The following is a 15,385-nucleotide window of genomic DNA, read 5'->3' as shown; positions in this document are numbered from 1 at the left end:
AATACTATGTTTTTTTTGTATGAAATAGTTTTACTACTAATTCTAGTATTCTTCTTTTTCTCATATTCTAAATTAAAAATTAGTAATAAAATTAAGGACTTACAACATCAAAATGTTATCATAAATAATTTAATAGATACTGTGAATGATGGATTTTATATTTGGGACGCAAAAAAACGTATAGAAAAATTTTCTCCCAATTTACTAATTTTGCTTAATACTGTTTTTTATTCATTTAATGAGTTTGTAAATTTTTTTGAGCAATCAGAAAGCTTAATTAAAAGTTTTGCTGAGGCAAAGGAAATAAATAAATCTTTTACTCTAGATTTAAAGTCAAAAGACAGTGAGGTTTATTGCACATGTTATGGTAAAAGCATAATAGATTATTCTAATAATGTGATTGGTGTGTTGTTATGGATAAGGAATATCTCCGATTATAAGATAAAAGCTAATGAACTTGAGTTAGAAAATAGTAAGCTTATGCGAGAATTGGAGAACTATAAAAAAATTTTTGACTCTTTACCATTTCCAATACTGAAGCACAATAAGAATAAAAAAGTAAGGTTTTATAACTTATTTTATGATAAATATATAGGCAGCTCTAAAAAATTTACTGTTGCGAGTGGCTCCTATAACGTAAAACCAGGAGAGTGTGTAATAACTTACAAGAACGAACCTAAGGTTTTTAATTTTGTTGAAGTTCCAATGCAAAATTCTAATAGCATAGTAATGTATGGAAAAGATATTAGTGATGAAAAAAAATTACATACTGAGCTAAGCAATTGTTTAGCTGCACAAGAAAGTTTGCTTGATAAGCTATCGATTGCTGTAGCGATATATAGTAAGAATCAAAAGCTAAAATTTTATAATAATGCTTTTATAAAAACTTTTCAGTTTGATCCAAAATTTTTGGAGTCTTATCCAACTTATCACGAGATTATGCTTCACCTATTTGAATCTAAAAAGCTTTTAGGAAAAAAGGATTTTCAAACTATTAATAATCAAAGACATGAGTTATTCAAAATATTACTGGAATCATATGGTGAAACAATACATTTCATGAATGGAAGAACGTTTAGAGTATTAACAATACCCTATGCTTCAGAGGGTCTACTATTTTCTTACGAAGAGTGCCAGAAATAACACTCAAATTCCTTCTCTCTCTACCATAAGCTGTTTTACTTTCGCTATCGCTTTTGCTGGGTTAAGCCCTTTCGGGCAGGTTTTTGTACAATTCATTATTGTATGACAACGATACAACTTAAATGGGTCGTTTAAAGAAGCAAGTCTTTCTTCTTTCTTATTATCACGACTGTCAGCAATCCATCTATAAGCTTGCAGTAATATCGCTGGCCCTAAAAATTTATCACCATTCCACCAATAGCTTGGGCAACCAGTCGAACAGCAAGCACATAGTATACAATCAGACAGACCATCCAATTTTTTTCTATCTTCAGGAGATTGAAAGTATTCTTTATTTTTTAAGGCAGATTTATCTGTTTGTAACCAAGGTTTAATCGATTTGTATTGCTCATAAAATTGGCTTAGATCTGGAACTAGATCCTTTACTATATACATATGAGGTAGTGGATATATTTTTACTTCACCTTTTATATCATGTATAGATTTAGTGCATGCAAGAGTGTTGGTACCATCAATATTCATTGCACAAGATCCGCATATTCCTTCTCTGCAAGAGCGTCTAAAAGTTAAGGTCGAATCTATTTCATCCTTTATTTTTATTAATACATCAAGTACCATAGGGCCACAATTATCCATATCGATAAAAAATGTGTCTATTCTTGGATTTTTATCATCATCAGCAGACCAACGATAAATTTGAAATCTTCTAATATTTTTTGCTCCAGTAGGAGTAGGATAAATCTTGCCCTTTTTATTAACTTTAGAATTTTTTGGTAAAGAAAACTGAACCATATTGCTTACCTTTTACAGCTAAAACCCCTTTTTTGTAAATAACATATTTTGGTATTATCTACCATACTTTTCCTTTTCAAATTCAAGCAAAGCTAAAATCTTACTCTCTAAACTTTTCATTATAATTTCTTCATCTTCTTTTTGATGATCATAGCCAAGTAAATGCAGCAATCCATGAACTAACATGTGTGCAGTGTGAGTGAGGATAGATATACAGTACTCATGAGACTCTCTTTCTATTGTATCTACTGCAATTGCTATGTCTCCTAGATCACATTCACTAGATAACTGTTCGCATGGAAATGATAGTACATTAGTTGGCTTATCTATTTCTCTAAACTTAAGATTAAGTTGATGTAGCAAGTTATCATCAGCGAGAGCTATTGATATATTTGGTTTATAATGATCTATTTTTAATTCTTTTAGAGAAGCGTTAATAATATTTAATACAAAACTCTGTGGGTCCTTCGTAATACTATGCCACCTCTTATCAAGAATATTTACTTCTAACATGAATAAAGCACCAGAAAGGACATTATCCCATCACTTGACATTGGAACCCAAAAAAGAAGAATTATAGACCATCGTATCATACACACAACTATACGAATATTGTACACTAGAAGTATGTCATCCCAGTGCTCCGACACTGGGATCCAGGAATTCTGATTAGACATTAGGTGAGTGAATATAAAAGCTATATTAAAACACAACATTTTTAATGTGGTTGCATTACAGCTGGATTCCAGTGTCAAGCACTGCTTTGTGTTTGATGAAAAATCGGCTACTTCGAAACAAACACTCATACAGCTGTATGTTGTGTGCTGAGGTAATATTGTTTGGCAACAGGTATTACACATCACTCATCCTTATTATTTCATTCCACTCAGTCTCTAAAACTGGAGAAACTGATAAACGTGATTGTTTTAATATAACCATATTTTTCAAAAGTGGGTTTTGTTTTATACTGTTTAACGTCACTTGGTTACTTAAAGGTTTCAAAAGTTTTACATTCACTAGTCCAAATTTGGAATTATAAACATGATAATACTCCTTTAATACTGCAACTATTCCAAGTATAACTCTCTCTTTACCTGTATGATAAAAAAATGCAAGATCGCCTAATTTCATAGCTCTCATGTAATTTTGAGCTTGATAATTGCATACACCATTCCACTGCGTCACCTGCTCCTTTTCCATTTTTTGCCAGGAGTATTCGCTTGGTTCTGACTTTAGTAGCCAAAATTGCATTATTTTTTTCTTCTTAAATAAGCTGGTATATCATAAACATTGCTGCCCCACTTAACTCTTTCATTTGTTTGCTCAGTTGAATCATATTCTTTTGTTTCTGATATTGGAATTTGATTATAAGGCCATTTAAAATTTTTTTCCTCTGCTGGGATCTTGTTTTGATTAACAGATGAAGCTTCTGGCTTGTTGTTACAGCTATCAATGCCAGTTGCAAGAACAGAAACTCTAACTCTTCCCTCCATCGCCTGATCAAAAGTGGCACCAAATATTATATTTGCATTTTCATCCACTTCTTCACGCACTCTATTTGCTGCAGAATCAACTTCAAATAGAGTCATATCTCCACCACCAGTAATATTAATCAATATTCCTTGTGCGCCTTTCATTGATACATTATCAAGCAATGGATTAGATATCGCAGCTTCTGCAGCACTAATTGCCCTATCTTCTCCTTCTGCCTCTCCAGTACCAATCATTGCTTTACCCATCTCACTCATTACTGTTTCTATATCAGCAAAATCAAGATTAATCAGTCCTGGCATGATCATCAAATCAGTTACTCCTCTTATGCCAATATGCAGAACATTATCGGCGAGTTGAAATGCGTCAGCAAATGTAGTTTTCTCGTTAGCAATTCTAAATAAATTTTGATTAGGAATGACAATAAGTGTATCTACGTATTTTTGCAACTCTTCAAGTCCAAGCTCTGCAATGCGCATACGTCGCACACCTTCAAAACCGAACGGCTTAGTTACAACTCCAACAGTCAGTATCTTTTTTTCTTTTGCTCCTTTATCTTTAACTACCGCTCTTGCTTCTCTGGCTGCTTTTGCAATTACCGGTGCAGCGCCTGTTCCAGTACCACCACCCATCCCTGCTGTGATAAAGAGCATATGGCTATCTTTTATATGCTCCATAATTTCATCAATTGATTCTTCTGCTGCACCTTTACCAACATCAGGCAAAGCACCAGCACCAAGGCCCTTAGTTAAGTTAATACCAAGCTGAATTTTTTTATCACATAATGACTTATCTAACGCTTGAGCATCAGTATTTGCTACAACAAAATTTACTCCTTGTAAATTGGATTGAATCATGTTGTTCACAGCATTTCCACCAGCACCACCCACTCCCACAACGGTAATCCTTGGGTGCAATATGGGTAATTCTGGTAAACTAAGGTCGATTGACATTTAATTACTCAAATATTAGTGAATTCACTTGATAACAAGTTACTATCTTTTTAAGAATATGCAAATATTTTTCATTTTGATATATACAAATAGTAAACAAGATTTACTTATTCTTAACATTATTAATCAGTAGGTATAATAATTGCAGGCTTTCAAACAGCACTACTTAGAATGCAAAAAAAAATTGTAAAAAAGGGATAGAAGCCTACCCCTTTACTTTGTTGAAACTACACTTAACGTGATAGAGCTCCCATATTTATTGCAATATCAGCAAGAACTGTTAATGGTTCATTCGTTCCAGTCATTTTAACTTTATTGTCTTCTAACTCAATATTGCCTTGAGAATCTTTCTCACAAGCATTAAGTATAACTTGCTTTACTTCCTCAATTTGACTTGCTTTATTATTGTTTTTATATGCATACACAGGTGCAGTTATTAAAGCTGCCACTGCAGCAAGAACTAACAAACTAGCAATGAGTGGATGAGCAACTGCAAATGCAGATATTGCAGTAATAGCAGAACTAACAAGTGTTGCAGCTTTTGTTCCAACTGTACCAACAAAAGTTGCATAAGCTGGACTTAAGAAATAAGCAGCTGTAAGTGAAGTTACTAGTGCAATTGCTGCAAAAGTAGCGGCTGTTTTATACGGATGTTCTGTTACAAAACTATTACCCTTATAATAAAATTCTTTACCTTTATTTTTGATTTTTTCTACTATCCACATAACTGTACTCCTAAAATATTAAAATTTCACTAATGGTAGTATATGGCAAAAAAAAGTTGTCTGTCAAGCAGATTAACTTATTTATACATTCTTATTCTGTAATTCAGCGCTTCTGCAATGTGTGCTCTTTTTATTTCCTCACTTTTCGCAAGATCTGCAATGGTTCTTGCGACTCTTAATACACGTGTATAGCCTCGATTGGAAATATAATTTTCTTTCAGTACGTATTTTAGCAATTCTAACCCTTCCTGATCTGGTTCAGTGAATTTATTTAATGCTTCACCACTGACTTCTGCATTGCAACGAATATTAAATTTACTATAACGCTCAGTTTGAATTTTTCTCGCTGCTATCACCCTTCCTCTTATAACCTCGGTACTTTCTCCCTCCACAGAGATTTCAGGAGAAAGTATGCTAACATTTGGCATTTCAATGCATATGTCTATTCTATCAAGCAAAGGTCCTGATATTTTATTTCTATAATCTGTGCCGCATTTTGGAGCTTTATTGCACGATCTGCTTACATCACCTAAATAACCGCACCTGCAGGGATTCATTGCAGCTATAAGTTGAAAATTAGCTGGATAAGTAATGTGAGCATTTGCCCTTGCGATAGTTACTTTTCTATCTTCAAGTGGTTGACGTAGAGAATCAAGTACAAGCCTTGGAAATTCAGGTAGCTCATCAAGAAATAACACACCATTGTGAGCCATGGTGATTTCCCCAGGCTTTGCATTTTTTCCTCCTCCTATCATCGCTGGCATGGAGCATGAATGATGAGGTTCACGAAAGGGACGAGTTACTTTAAATGTTTCGTTACCGGCTTTTGTTATGCTAGAGATAATATTAACATCAATCATCTCCTGCTCAGTCAAATCAGGTAATAGCCCTATAAATCGCTTAGCAAGCATTGATTTTCCAGTACCAGGAGGTCCAACAAGAAGCATATTGTGTCCACCTGCTGCTGCAATTTCAGCTGCTCTTTTTGCAACAACTTGACCTTTAATATCCTTTATATCTGGAACTGAATTTTTTTCTTTGGGTGCAGCGCTATAGTTAAAAGTTACCGGCTGAATTAACTGCTCACCCTTAAAATGTCTGATAATATCGGTTAATTTCTCTATAGCTAGAATAGAAACATTCTTTACCCATGAAGCTTCTATTCCATTTCCCCTTGGGCAAATTACTCCTTTATTTGACTGTTTTGCATTGATTGCTGTTGGAAGTACTCCTGAGATTGGTATGACTCTGCTGTCTAGTGCAAGCTCGCCCATAATTATATAAGACTGAACTTTTTCAACTGGTATCACATTCATTACAACAAGTAATCCAACAGCAATAGCTAAGTCATAATGACTACCTTCTTTAAGCAAATCCGCAGGGGAAAGATTAACCGTAATCCTTTTTGGAGGTAACAGAAGATTGATTGAATTTAACGCTGCTCTGATACGCTCTCTGGATTCTGCAACAGTTTTATCCGGCAGTCCAGCAATATTAAAAGCTGGAATACCATTTGCCATGTGAATTTGTGCATTAATATTTACTGTGCTGGTTCCCTGAAGAGCAACGGTATTTATATTTGCAATCATACTATATTATATAAAGTTATTAATATAATATATTGACAAAGTAACGAAGTAAACAGTAGCTGCTAAAAGTGGTTTAATTTAGCAAAAAAGTGTAGTACTCTATTACTTTGCTGATTATATATGTTTATAAGAATAATCGCTTTTCTTTTGCTATATTCAAGCGCAGTTTTCTGTAGTGATTGTAACTTTAACTTACCATATCGTGGGCTCAGTTGTGATTTGGATCTATCATATAGAAATTTAAGTAATATAAAGAAATTATTGAATAACAAAGATAAGTTCGTTGCACTTACGTTTGATGATGGACCGTCTTATAATAGAGCAGGAGATATTATTAATATTCTGGAGAGCAATGAAACAAAAGCGACATTTTTTGTGCTTGGTGAGCGTATCAATAAAAAAACATCTGAAATAGTAAACAAAATCCATAAAGCAGGTCATGAATTAGGTAATCATTCTTGGTCGCATAGGAAGTTGACATCACTTTCAAGTGAGGAGCAATTGCAAGAACTGAAAAAGACAAATGTGGCAATTAAAAATGCAACAGAACAGAATGTAAAATGGTTTCGTCCACCATATGGATGTCATAACGATAATTTGATCAAAAATACTAATCGATTAAATATGTATTCCATATTATGGACAGTTGATTCTCTGGACTGGCAAGGCGATAAATCAGAAATTCTGGTTGAAAGAGTTTTAAGCAATGTACACAATGGAGCGATTATATTGTTCCATGATCACGATAACAAATCAAATACAGTTGAAGCTTTATCTCAGATTATTGAAATACTAAAAAAATCGGGTTACAAACTTGTTACCTTAAGTGAGTGGGAAGAAAGGGTTTGTGATGTAGTGAAAGCTAGAAATGTGTCAATAAAAGGAGAATGAGTGCGTTCTAAAGGAATTCTATGTGGACAAAAAACAAGGTCTTCAACCGCAGGGCATTCATATTAGGTGGTATTCAGCTTACTATTTCTGCTATCTTCAGTTATAGGTTGTATACTTTACAAGTACGAGATAGACAAAAATATGAAGTGCTATCCAATAATAATAGGACAAAAGTTGTTACTATTGTGCCTAAACGAGGCAGGATTTTGGATAGGAATAGCGTTGAACTCGCAGTAAACAAAATTTCGTATATTGTTTTATTTGATGGGCAAAAAACCTTTACTAGGGAAGTTGATTTGCAGATGTTATCAGAAATTAAACCTGATACAACAAAATCATCAGGTACAAAAATAACTGCTCTTTATAAACGTTATTACCCGTTTGGTTCGATATGTTCTCATATAATCGGATATACAAAAAAACAGCAAGACATAAATGAAGCAGGGGTTAGTGGAATTGAATATACATATGATCATGTATTAAAAGGCAAGACCGGAAAATCTGAGCAGGAAATAAATTCTAAGAAGCGTATCATGAGAGAGTTATCTAGCATACCGCAGCAAGATGGACAAGATATACAGCTGACAATTGATGTTGATTTACAGAAGAAAATTGCAGAGATATTTAAAGACCACCAAGGTTCCACAGTGGTAATTGATGTAAATAACGGAGAAATTTTAGCATTATATAATTCACCTTCTTACGATAATAATCTTTTCACTAGCAGATTATCAAATGAAACTTGGAAAAATTTAAACAATCCTTCATTACCACTTGTAAACCGTGCATTATCATATCAAATTCCACCTGGTTCAATATTTAAAATAATAGATGCGCTTGCGGGTTTAAAAGATGGAATAATAACACCAGAAGAAAAGTTCTCGTGTAGGGGCTATATGAAAATAGGTGAACGAAAATTTCGTTGCCTAAAAAGCAAAGTCCATGGATATGTATCTTTAAACGAGGCAATGGCCTTCTCATGCAACACTTACTTTTATAATATAGGAAAAAAAATAAATGTAGATGCTCTACTAGAAATGGCTAGCAAATTTGGTATAGGAAGTGGACCATTAATTGGAATGTTTAAGGAAGAAGCTCCGGGATTGTTGCCTGATGTGGATTGGCGTGCACGCAAGCTATATTCAGAGTGGTATTTAGGTGATACCATTAACTTAGTTATAGGACAAGGGTATTTACTTACAACGCCATTACAGCTTGCGGTTCTTGCAGCGAGGGTTGCAACAGGAAAGGAGGTAATTCCCCACATTGAGATGAGTAAACCAGGGCAAGACTTTCTTGATATTGATGTGAATCATGAGCATCTTAGTGTGGTTCGAAAAGCTATGTTTGACGTGGTGAATTCTAACTATAGAAAAGGACTAGGCAGTATACAAATTGCTGGCAAAACCGGTACACCAGAGATAAACTCTAAAGGTAAAAGTCATAAATTGTTTATCGCTTATGGTCCCTACCATGATCCGTGCTATGCAATCTCAGTGTTTATAGAACATGGCAAAACTCCACGCCAAGATGTTGCAATTGCTAGTGAGATATTGCAATATATGCTTGAAAAATGAACTTATGAAATTGCCATATATGTTACTTGTAATTTATATATTCAAATCAGAGCTTTGAGGTTAAAAAAAAGAAACGAAAATTGCATAAACCTTTTCAATTTAGTGCTTTAATGTTTCTAACGCAGAGAAGGTACTATCTTTATTTTCTATGGAGGAAGGTAGACTATTTTGATTATCACCATCAATTGAAGTAATAGGGCGAGTTAAAGCAATTTTTATAACTTCATCAATATTCTTAGCAAAAATTACGTTGATCCCTTCTTTAATATTTGCGGGAATCTCCTGCATATCTTTCTCATTTTCACTTGGTATAATCACAATTTTGATTGATCCTCTTAGCGCAGCAAGCAATTTTTCTCTCAAGCCTCCGATAGCCAAAACTCTACCGCGCAATGTTACTTCGCCTGTCATAGCAACACTTTTGTTAACTGATATATTTGTCATGAGAGAAACAATAGACGTACATACTGCACTGCCAGCAGAGGGACCATCTTTTGGCACAGCACCTTCAGGTACATGCAAATGTATATCATTATTTTGGAATTTTTCGGGCTTTATACCGAAAAATAAACAATTTGATCGCACATAACTATACGCAGCTTTTATAGACTCTTGCATAACTTCTCCAAGCTTTCCTGTATATTTTATCTCCCCCTTACCAGGAATTAGGACTGACTCTATCATCAAAATATCACCACCTGTTTCAGTATAGGCAAGACCAGTTACTATCCCTACCAAACTCTCATTTTCTGCAATGCCAAAGGTATACTTACGTACCCCTAGATAATCTTGTAAATTACCAGTCTCTACGGATATTTTCTTATTTTTATCAGTTAATATTGCTTTAACTGCCTTTCTCATGAGTTTTGCAAGTTCCCTTTTCATGCTTCGCACGCCGCTTTCACGTGTATATAAACGTATCAACTCGTATAATGCTTCATTGGTTATTTCCCACTCCTTCTGATGCAAACCATGCTCTTTTTTTAATTTTGGAATAAGGTGATGTGTAGCAATACTGATCTTCTCGTCTTCGGTATACCCAGATAATTGTATAATTTCCATCCTATCACGCAAAGGATGCGGTAAATTTAAGCTATTTGCTGTGGCTACAAACATTACACTTGAAAGATCAAACTCAACTTCCAAGTAATGATCTGTAAAATGTTTATTGTGCTCAGTATCCAAAACCTCAAGTAATGCAGATGCAGGATCACCACGCGAATCAGAACCCATCTTATCTATTTCATCAAGCAGGAAAAGCGGGTTGCATGAATTAGCTTTTTTCATGTGTTGAATGATTTTACCAGGCATTGAGCCAATATAAGTTTTCCTGTGTCCTCGTATTTCAGACTCATCACGTATACCACCAAGAGATATGCGAACAAAATCTCTTCCTACTGCTTTTGCCATAGACTTAGCTAAAGAAGTTTTACCAACACCAGGTGGTCCAACTAAGCAAAGTATAGGACCCTTTATCTCTTTTACTCTCTTTAATACTGCTAAAAATTCTATTATTCTATCTTTTACTTTCTCTATGCCATAATGATTTTCATCTAAGATTTTTTTAGCCGCATTTAAGTTAATTTTTGCATCTTTGTACTTTCCCCATGGCAAATCAAGCAACCAATGCAAGTAACTAGATATAACTGTTGCTTCAGGAGAAATGGGATTCATTTTCTTATATCTCTTTAAGTCAGTTATGGCTTTCTCTTTTGCTTCCTCAGAAAGCTTTGTTTCATTTATCTTTTTTTCAAATTCATTGAGTATATTCCCTTCATCTCCATTTTCAAACTCACCTAATTCTTTCTGTATAGCTTTTAATTGCTCATTAAGGTAGTAAACTTTTTGAGTACTTTCAACCTGTGATTTAATTGTCTTATACAAGCGGTTTTGTGCACTCAAAATACTTATTTCTCTCTCAATAAGAGCAAAAACTTTTTTTAAGCGCTCTTTTGGGTTATAAACTTCAAGTATGTTTTGCTTATCTGATACCTTTATATTTAAGTGCGAAGCTATCATATCTACAATTTGATTAACCTCTTTAACTTGATCAATGGGGTCAATAATAATCTCGGGTCGACTTTTCTTGCTTAGTTTACACCAATTGTCGAATGCATCTATAACAGAACGCCTTAAAGCTTCTAAATCAATATTATCTTCATTTTCTCCATACTCATAATGACCATCCAACGCTACTCTGGCCTGTAACAAAGTGTGAGAGCTAATATATTCTATAACTCTTCCCCTTCTTACCCCATGAATCATGACTTTTACTGCATTGTCAGGCAGTTTTATTAATGGTTGTATAATGTTTGCTAACACGCCTACTTCATAAAGATTCTCTGGCTCTGGATTATCAATAGAACCATCTTTTTGTGCTATGAGAAAAATCTCGTTTTGGTGACTGCTGCTACTTATTGCATACTCTAGTGCATGAACAGATTTTTCTCTACCTACGAATAAAGGCAACATTATATTTGGAAAAATTACTACATCTCTTAGAGGTAATACTGGTAATACAGTAGAATTAAAATTTACAGCACGTCCAATACTCATAATATATGCCTCAAATTAATCATTAACCGTTATAACACTACCCTTATTATTATGATTAATCGTCGCTTTGCCTAATTCTACCATTTTCTTAGTAACCGTTATAGTGCTACCTTCAAAACCTCCGTTGCCGGATATATACATAACATCAAGCAAAAGTGACCCTAAGATAGTACGTAATATTCTTGCACCTATTTTATAGCTCATAGCTTTTTTAGCAATAGCTGATATTGCTTCATCTGAAAACTCAAGGGTTACTTTGCTAAATGCAAGTAATGCTTTATATTGTTTTATTAGCGCATTTCTTGGTTCCGTTAACACATGTATTAAATCCTCATGATTCAGCTCATCTAAAACAGCAATTATCGGAACCCGTCCTACAAATTCGGGTATTAAACCGAATTTGATTAAGTCCTCAGGTTGAGCATCGCGTAAAGCATTTTTTTTCTTTTGTGCTTTAGACTGACTTATATCCGCTCCAAAGCCAACTGATGTTCCCTTTTTTCTTGCCTCAATAATTTTATTGAGGCCTTCAAAAGCTCCTCCACAAATAAATAGTATGTTACTAGTGTCTACTTGTATAAACTCTTGTTGCGGATGTTTTCGCCCTCCTTGTGGAGGAACATAAGCAACCGTACCTTCCATGATTTTTAGTAGAGCTTGTTGGACCCCTTCACCTGAAACATCACGGGTTATTGAAGCGCTTTCAGACTTTCTTGTGATCTTGTCTATTTCATCGATAAACACTATACCATGCTGTGCCTTTGCAACATCATAATTTGCAGCTTGTAATAGACGTGATAACACGCTTTCTACATCATCACCTACATAACCTGCTTCAGTCAAAGTTGTTGCATCAGCCATAGCAAATGGTACATCTGAAACTTTAGCAAGTGTTTTTGCTAGCAAAGTCTTACCAGAACCTGTAGGGCCAATAAGCATTATATTTGACTTCTCGATTTCAATATCACTTATAGAATGAAGTTGCACCATGGATTGACAATGATTATACATAGCTACAGATAAAACATGTTGCGCATGTTCCTGACCTACAACATGCTTGCTAAGAAAATTTTTTATATCTTCAGGTTTCTTTAGTGATAGTTTCATATCAGATATATGATCTGAATTAAAAGCCCTCTCTTTCTTTTGACTTATTGCTTTATGGGATAACTCTATGCATTCATTACAAATGAACACCTTTAAACCATCTGAAGAGTTAGTAATCAATTTATCTACTTCGTTTTGTGCCTTGTTACAAAAAGAACAGTAGTGTAAATCATTATTGTTATCCATTAAACTACCTTTTGTTTAACTTTAATATTTTCAATCTTCACATCTTTACGCTCAGCTATTACTCTGTCAATTAAGCCAATTTTCATTGCTTCTTCAGGATCCATGAATTTATCTCTTTCCATCATTTCTTCAATTTTCTTCAGTGAATTTCCAGTATGTTTTTCATAAATTTGATTTAGTTTTTTCTTAACTCGCAAAATTTCATTGGCATGTATTTCTATATCAGTTGCTTGACCATGATAACCACCAGATGGCTGATGTATCATAATTCTTGAATGAGGTAGCGAGTAACGTTTACCCTCCGCACCAGCTGTGAGCAACAAAGAACCCATAGATGCAGCTTGACCTATACACAAAGTTGAAACGTCTGGATTTATATACTGCATTGTATCGTAGATCGACAAACCAGCAGTTACAACACCACCTGGTGAGTTAATATACATACAAATGTCTTTATCGGGATTTTCCGATTCTAAAAATAAAAGCTGTGCTACTATTACGCTGGCCATGTTGTCTTCAATAGGGCCAGTTACGAAAATTATTCTTTCTTTTACTAGCCTTGAATATATGTCATAAGCCCGCTCACCGCGACTAGTTTGTTCAACTACAATTGGTATAAGAGTCATACCTTTTCCTATCAAATATTATCAAATAATTCCTTTAATTCTTTCACAGAAACAATCTGTTCTTCTTTACTAGCTTTTTCTATCATATAATCTGTCACTTTATACTCAAGCGCTTGCCCTCTAACTAATTCCTGAAATTGTCCGTCTGATTTAAAATGTTTAAATACTCTGTCAAATGATACATCTTTACTGACATATTGATTTACAATAACATTCATAATATCACTTTGAGTTAATGATATTTCATGTTCTTTACTGAACTCCATAAATAGCATTGCAAGCTTTACACGTCTTTCAGCTTCTTTACAAGAATCATCTTTAGCATTCAACTCTCTTTCCACTCTCTGCTGTTCCTGTTTTACTACCTCTATAGGCAAATCAAAACTATAACTAGCATCCAAACAATCAAATAGCTCTTTCTTAATTAAGAGATCTCCCATTTCTTTACACTGATTATCAATTACTTCTTTTACATGATTTATTAGCGAAGAATGATCTTCAAAACCAATTTTCCTAGCTATTTCATTATCACTTTGCAAATCTTCGGCAATCTGAATATCATTAACTCGAACAGAAAAAGCAGCCTCCTGCCCCGCAAGGGAAATTACCTGGTAATCTTCAGGAAATCTCAACTTAAAGCTTTTTGTTTCCCCTTTTTTCATGCCAATTAATTGATCCTCAAAACCATTTATAAATGTTCCAGATCCTAAATTAACAGTAAAATTTTTGCCACTTCCACCTTGAAAGAGCTTATTTCTAATTCGCCCTTCAAAGTCAATTATCAGTTTATCCTCTTTTTTTGCTTGATAAGAAGCATCATCAACAGAAACGAAGTTAGGAAATTTTGTTTTTATAGAATCAATAAATTCTTTTATGTCTCCCTCTTTGATTTTTGCCTTAACTTTCTTCAAATTTATTTTATCAAGATCTATTATTGGCACTTTTGGCATCGATTCAAAAGATAATTTGTACAGAAAGTCGCCTTTTTCATCCTTTTTATCCAGGTTTGGTAATGACATAATATCAACCTTAGGATGGATGTGAGACTTAACTTCGATTTTTTTCATTAAATCACTTGAGCAATAGTCAATCGTATCTTTTATCACATATTCCAAAGCTTCGTTTTTATAATTTGTAACAACAAGATCGTAAGGCGTCTTTCCGGATCTAAATCCAGGCAATTTTGCATCCTTTGCTATTTCTTGTAATCTAGAGTTTATCTTTTGTTCTATATAATCACTACTAACTGTGATTTCATACTCATACTTTAGTTTATCTACACTAAGTTCCTTATAGGTATATATATTACTTAATGTATCTGCTTCGACTGCATTTTGACTTATATTACTAGACATTACAACCTATTATCAATATTTTATTTATGTTTTAATAAAGCCATTTTACCAGAATTTAAGTTAAATACAATCCTTAAGAACAGGTTCTTATACAAACAAAAGTGTACTTAGTGATTATAAATTTTCTCTTAAAACCTGAGTTACATGACTTTAAGTGCGGATAGAGGGATTTGAACCCCCACGAGCAAGCTCACCAGGACCTAAACCTGGCACGTCTACCAATTTCGCCATATCCGCAAGAACCCTTCATTAAATTATAGATAACCACTTCTGTCATCTTATGCAATTTAAAGATTAGATTTTAGTACCACAGACTGAACTTGTAATACTGGTTAACTCCACTATGAATCTAAGCCTGAATTACTTTAACTAACATTATTAAGATAAGTACTGT

General features: G+C 34.1%; 13 protein-coding genes and 1 tRNA gene. 3 read left to right on the top strand and 11 right to left on the bottom strand.

The annotated features are described in order from the left end of the window. Positions 1–6: 6 nt before the first annotated feature. Positions 7–1,143, top strand: coding sequence for a hypothetical protein (locus EJB00_RS05040; RefSeq protein ID WP_015587885.1), 1,137 nt, complete (start codon positions 7–9; stop codon positions 1,141–1,143). Positions 1,144–1,146: 3 nt separating this feature from the next. Here EJB00_RS05040 and EJB00_RS05035 read toward each other — a convergent pair whose 3' ends face one another. From EJB00_RS05035 to EJB00_RS05005, 6 genes are all read right to left on the bottom strand, one after another. Next, positions 1,147–1,935: a succinate dehydrogenase iron-sulfur subunit gene (locus tag EJB00_RS05035; protein ID WP_015587884.1), complete on the bottom strand. Its 789-nt coding sequence runs from the start codon at positions 1,933–1,935 to the stop codon at positions 1,147–1,149. A 54-nt stretch (positions 1,936–1,989) separates the two neighbouring features. Next, the gene (gene ybeY / locus EJB00_RS05030; RefSeq protein ID WP_015587883.1) at positions 1,990–2,448 is read right to left on the bottom strand and encodes an rRNA maturation RNase YbeY; all 459 of its coding nucleotides are present in this window, start codon (positions 2,446–2,448) and stop codon (positions 1,990–1,992) included. A gap of 339 nt (positions 2,449–2,787) precedes the next feature. Then, the gene (locus tag EJB00_RS05020; protein ID WP_135353019.1) at positions 2,788–3,186 is read right to left on the bottom strand and encodes an EVE domain-containing protein; all 399 of its coding nucleotides are present in this window, start codon (positions 3,184–3,186) and stop codon (positions 2,788–2,790) included. Continuing rightward, positions 3,186–4,379 (bottom strand): cell division protein FtsZ, encoded by a 1,194-nt coding sequence (ftsZ, locus tag EJB00_RS05015; RefSeq protein WP_015587881.1) that lies wholly within the window; start codon positions 4,377–4,379, stop codon positions 3,186–3,188. The genes EJB00_RS05020 and ftsZ overlap by 1 nt, the downstream gene beginning before the upstream one ends. Before the next feature lie 233 nt (positions 4,380–4,612). Then, complete coding sequence (locus EJB00_RS05010) at positions 4,613–5,104, bottom strand: hypothetical protein (RefSeq protein ID WP_135353020.1); 492 nt, start codon at positions 5,102–5,104, stop codon at positions 4,613–4,615. A gap of 77 nt (positions 5,105–5,181) precedes the next feature. Then, positions 5,182–6,693, bottom strand: a complete 1,512-nt coding sequence (locus EJB00_RS05005) for a YifB family Mg chelatase-like AAA ATPase (protein ID WP_135353021.1) — start codon at positions 6,691–6,693, stop codon at positions 5,182–5,184. A 120-nt stretch (positions 6,694–6,813) separates the two neighbouring features. Here EJB00_RS05005 and EJB00_RS05000 point away from each other — a divergent pair, with 120 nt between their 5' ends. Together EJB00_RS05000 and EJB00_RS04995 are read left to right on the top strand one after the other, a co-directional pair. Continuing rightward, positions 6,814–7,584 carry a polysaccharide deacetylase family protein gene (locus tag EJB00_RS05000; protein WP_015587878.1) on the top strand — a complete coding sequence of 257 codons (771 nt, stop codon included), beginning with the start codon at positions 6,814–6,816 and terminating at the stop codon, positions 7,582–7,584. A gap of 20 nt (positions 7,585–7,604) precedes the next feature. Continuing rightward, positions 7,605–9,161: a penicillin-binding transpeptidase domain-containing protein gene (locus tag EJB00_RS04995; RefSeq protein ID WP_135353022.1), complete on the top strand. Its 1,557-nt coding sequence runs from the start codon at positions 7,605–7,607 to the stop codon at positions 9,159–9,161. A gap of 99 nt (positions 9,162–9,260) precedes the next feature. On the opposite strand, the gene lon is transcribed toward EJB00_RS04995, so the two are convergent. The 5 genes from lon to EJB00_RS04970 all read right to left on the bottom strand — a co-directional run bounded on the left by lon (position 9,261) and on the right by EJB00_RS04970 (position 15,228). Beyond that, positions 9,261–11,717, bottom strand: a complete 2,457-nt coding sequence (lon, locus tag EJB00_RS04990; protein WP_015587876.1) for an endopeptidase La — start codon at positions 11,715–11,717, stop codon at positions 9,261–9,263. Positions 11,718–11,732: 15 nt separating this feature from the next. After that, positions 11,733–13,010, bottom strand: a complete 1,278-nt coding sequence (clpX, locus tag EJB00_RS04985) for an ATP-dependent Clp protease ATP-binding subunit ClpX (RefSeq protein WP_015587875.1) — start codon at positions 13,008–13,010, stop codon at positions 11,733–11,735. Next, the gene (gene clpP, locus EJB00_RS04980) at positions 13,010–13,636 is read right to left on the bottom strand and encodes an ATP-dependent Clp endopeptidase proteolytic subunit ClpP (protein ID WP_015587874.1); all 627 of its coding nucleotides are present in this window, start codon (positions 13,634–13,636) and stop codon (positions 13,010–13,012) included. Before clpP ends, clpX begins: the two co-directional genes overlap by 1 nt. Positions 13,637–13,647: 11 nt before the next feature. Continuing rightward, complete coding sequence (tig, locus tag EJB00_RS04975; protein ID WP_135353023.1) at positions 13,648–14,991, bottom strand: trigger factor; 1,344 nt, start codon at positions 14,989–14,991, stop codon at positions 13,648–13,650. A 155-nt stretch (positions 14,992–15,146) separates the two neighbouring features. Then, positions 15,147–15,228 (bottom strand) — tRNA-Leu (locus tag EJB00_RS04970). Between the last annotated feature and the right edge of the window lie 157 nt (positions 15,229–15,385).

The sequence above is a fragment of the Wolbachia endosymbiont of Drosophila mauritiana genome, assembly GCF_004795975.1.
Lineage (GTDB): Bacteria > Pseudomonadota > Alphaproteobacteria > Rickettsiales > Anaplasmataceae > Wolbachia.
Note: the sequence above shows the minus strand (reverse complement) of the source record. Positions and strands in the feature narration are given on the sequence as shown.

Excerpts from the sequence above, each read along its gene's own strand:
- EJB00_RS05040 (WP_015587885.1), top strand. The coding sequence starts at position 7 with ATGTTTTTTTTGTATGAAATAGTTTTACTACTAATTCTAGTATTCTTC.
- EJB00_RS05035 (WP_015587884.1), bottom strand. The coding sequence starts at position 1,935 with ATGGTTCAGTTTTCTTTACCAAAAAATTCTAAAGTTAATAAAAAGGGC.
- ybeY (WP_015587883.1), bottom strand. The coding sequence starts at position 2,448 with ATGTTAGAAGTAAATATTCTTGATAAGAGGTGGCATAGTATTACGAAG.
- EJB00_RS05020 (WP_135353019.1), bottom strand. The coding sequence starts at position 3,186 with ATGCAATTTTGGCTACTAAAGTCAGAACCAAGCGAATACTCCTGGCAA.
- ftsZ (WP_015587881.1), bottom strand. The coding sequence starts at position 4,379 with ATGTCAATCGACCTTAGTTTACCAGAATTACCCATATTGCACCCAAGG.
- EJB00_RS05010 (WP_135353020.1), bottom strand. The coding sequence starts at position 5,104 with ATGTGGATAGTAGAAAAAATCAAAAATAAAGGTAAAGAATTTTATTAT.
- EJB00_RS05005 (WP_135353021.1), bottom strand. The coding sequence starts at position 6,693 with ATGATTGCAAATATAAATACCGTTGCTCTTCAGGGAACCAGCACAGTA.
- EJB00_RS05000 (WP_015587878.1), top strand. The coding sequence starts at position 6,814 with ATGTTTATAAGAATAATCGCTTTTCTTTTGCTATATTCAAGCGCAGTT.
- EJB00_RS04995 (WP_135353022.1), top strand. The coding sequence starts at position 7,605 with ATGTGGACAAAAAACAAGGTCTTCAACCGCAGGGCATTCATATTAGGT.
- lon (WP_015587876.1), bottom strand. The coding sequence starts at position 11,717 with ATGAGTATTGGACGTGCTGTAAATTTTAATTCTACTGTATTACCAGTA.
- clpX (WP_015587875.1), bottom strand. The coding sequence starts at position 13,010 with ATGGATAACAATAATGATTTACACTACTGTTCTTTTTGTAACAAGGCA.
- clpP (WP_015587874.1), bottom strand. The coding sequence starts at position 13,636 with ATGACTCTTATACCAATTGTAGTTGAACAAACTAGTCGCGGTGAGCGG.
- tig (WP_135353023.1), bottom strand. The coding sequence starts at position 14,991 with ATGTCTAGTAATATAAGTCAAAATGCAGTCGAAGCAGATACATTAAGT.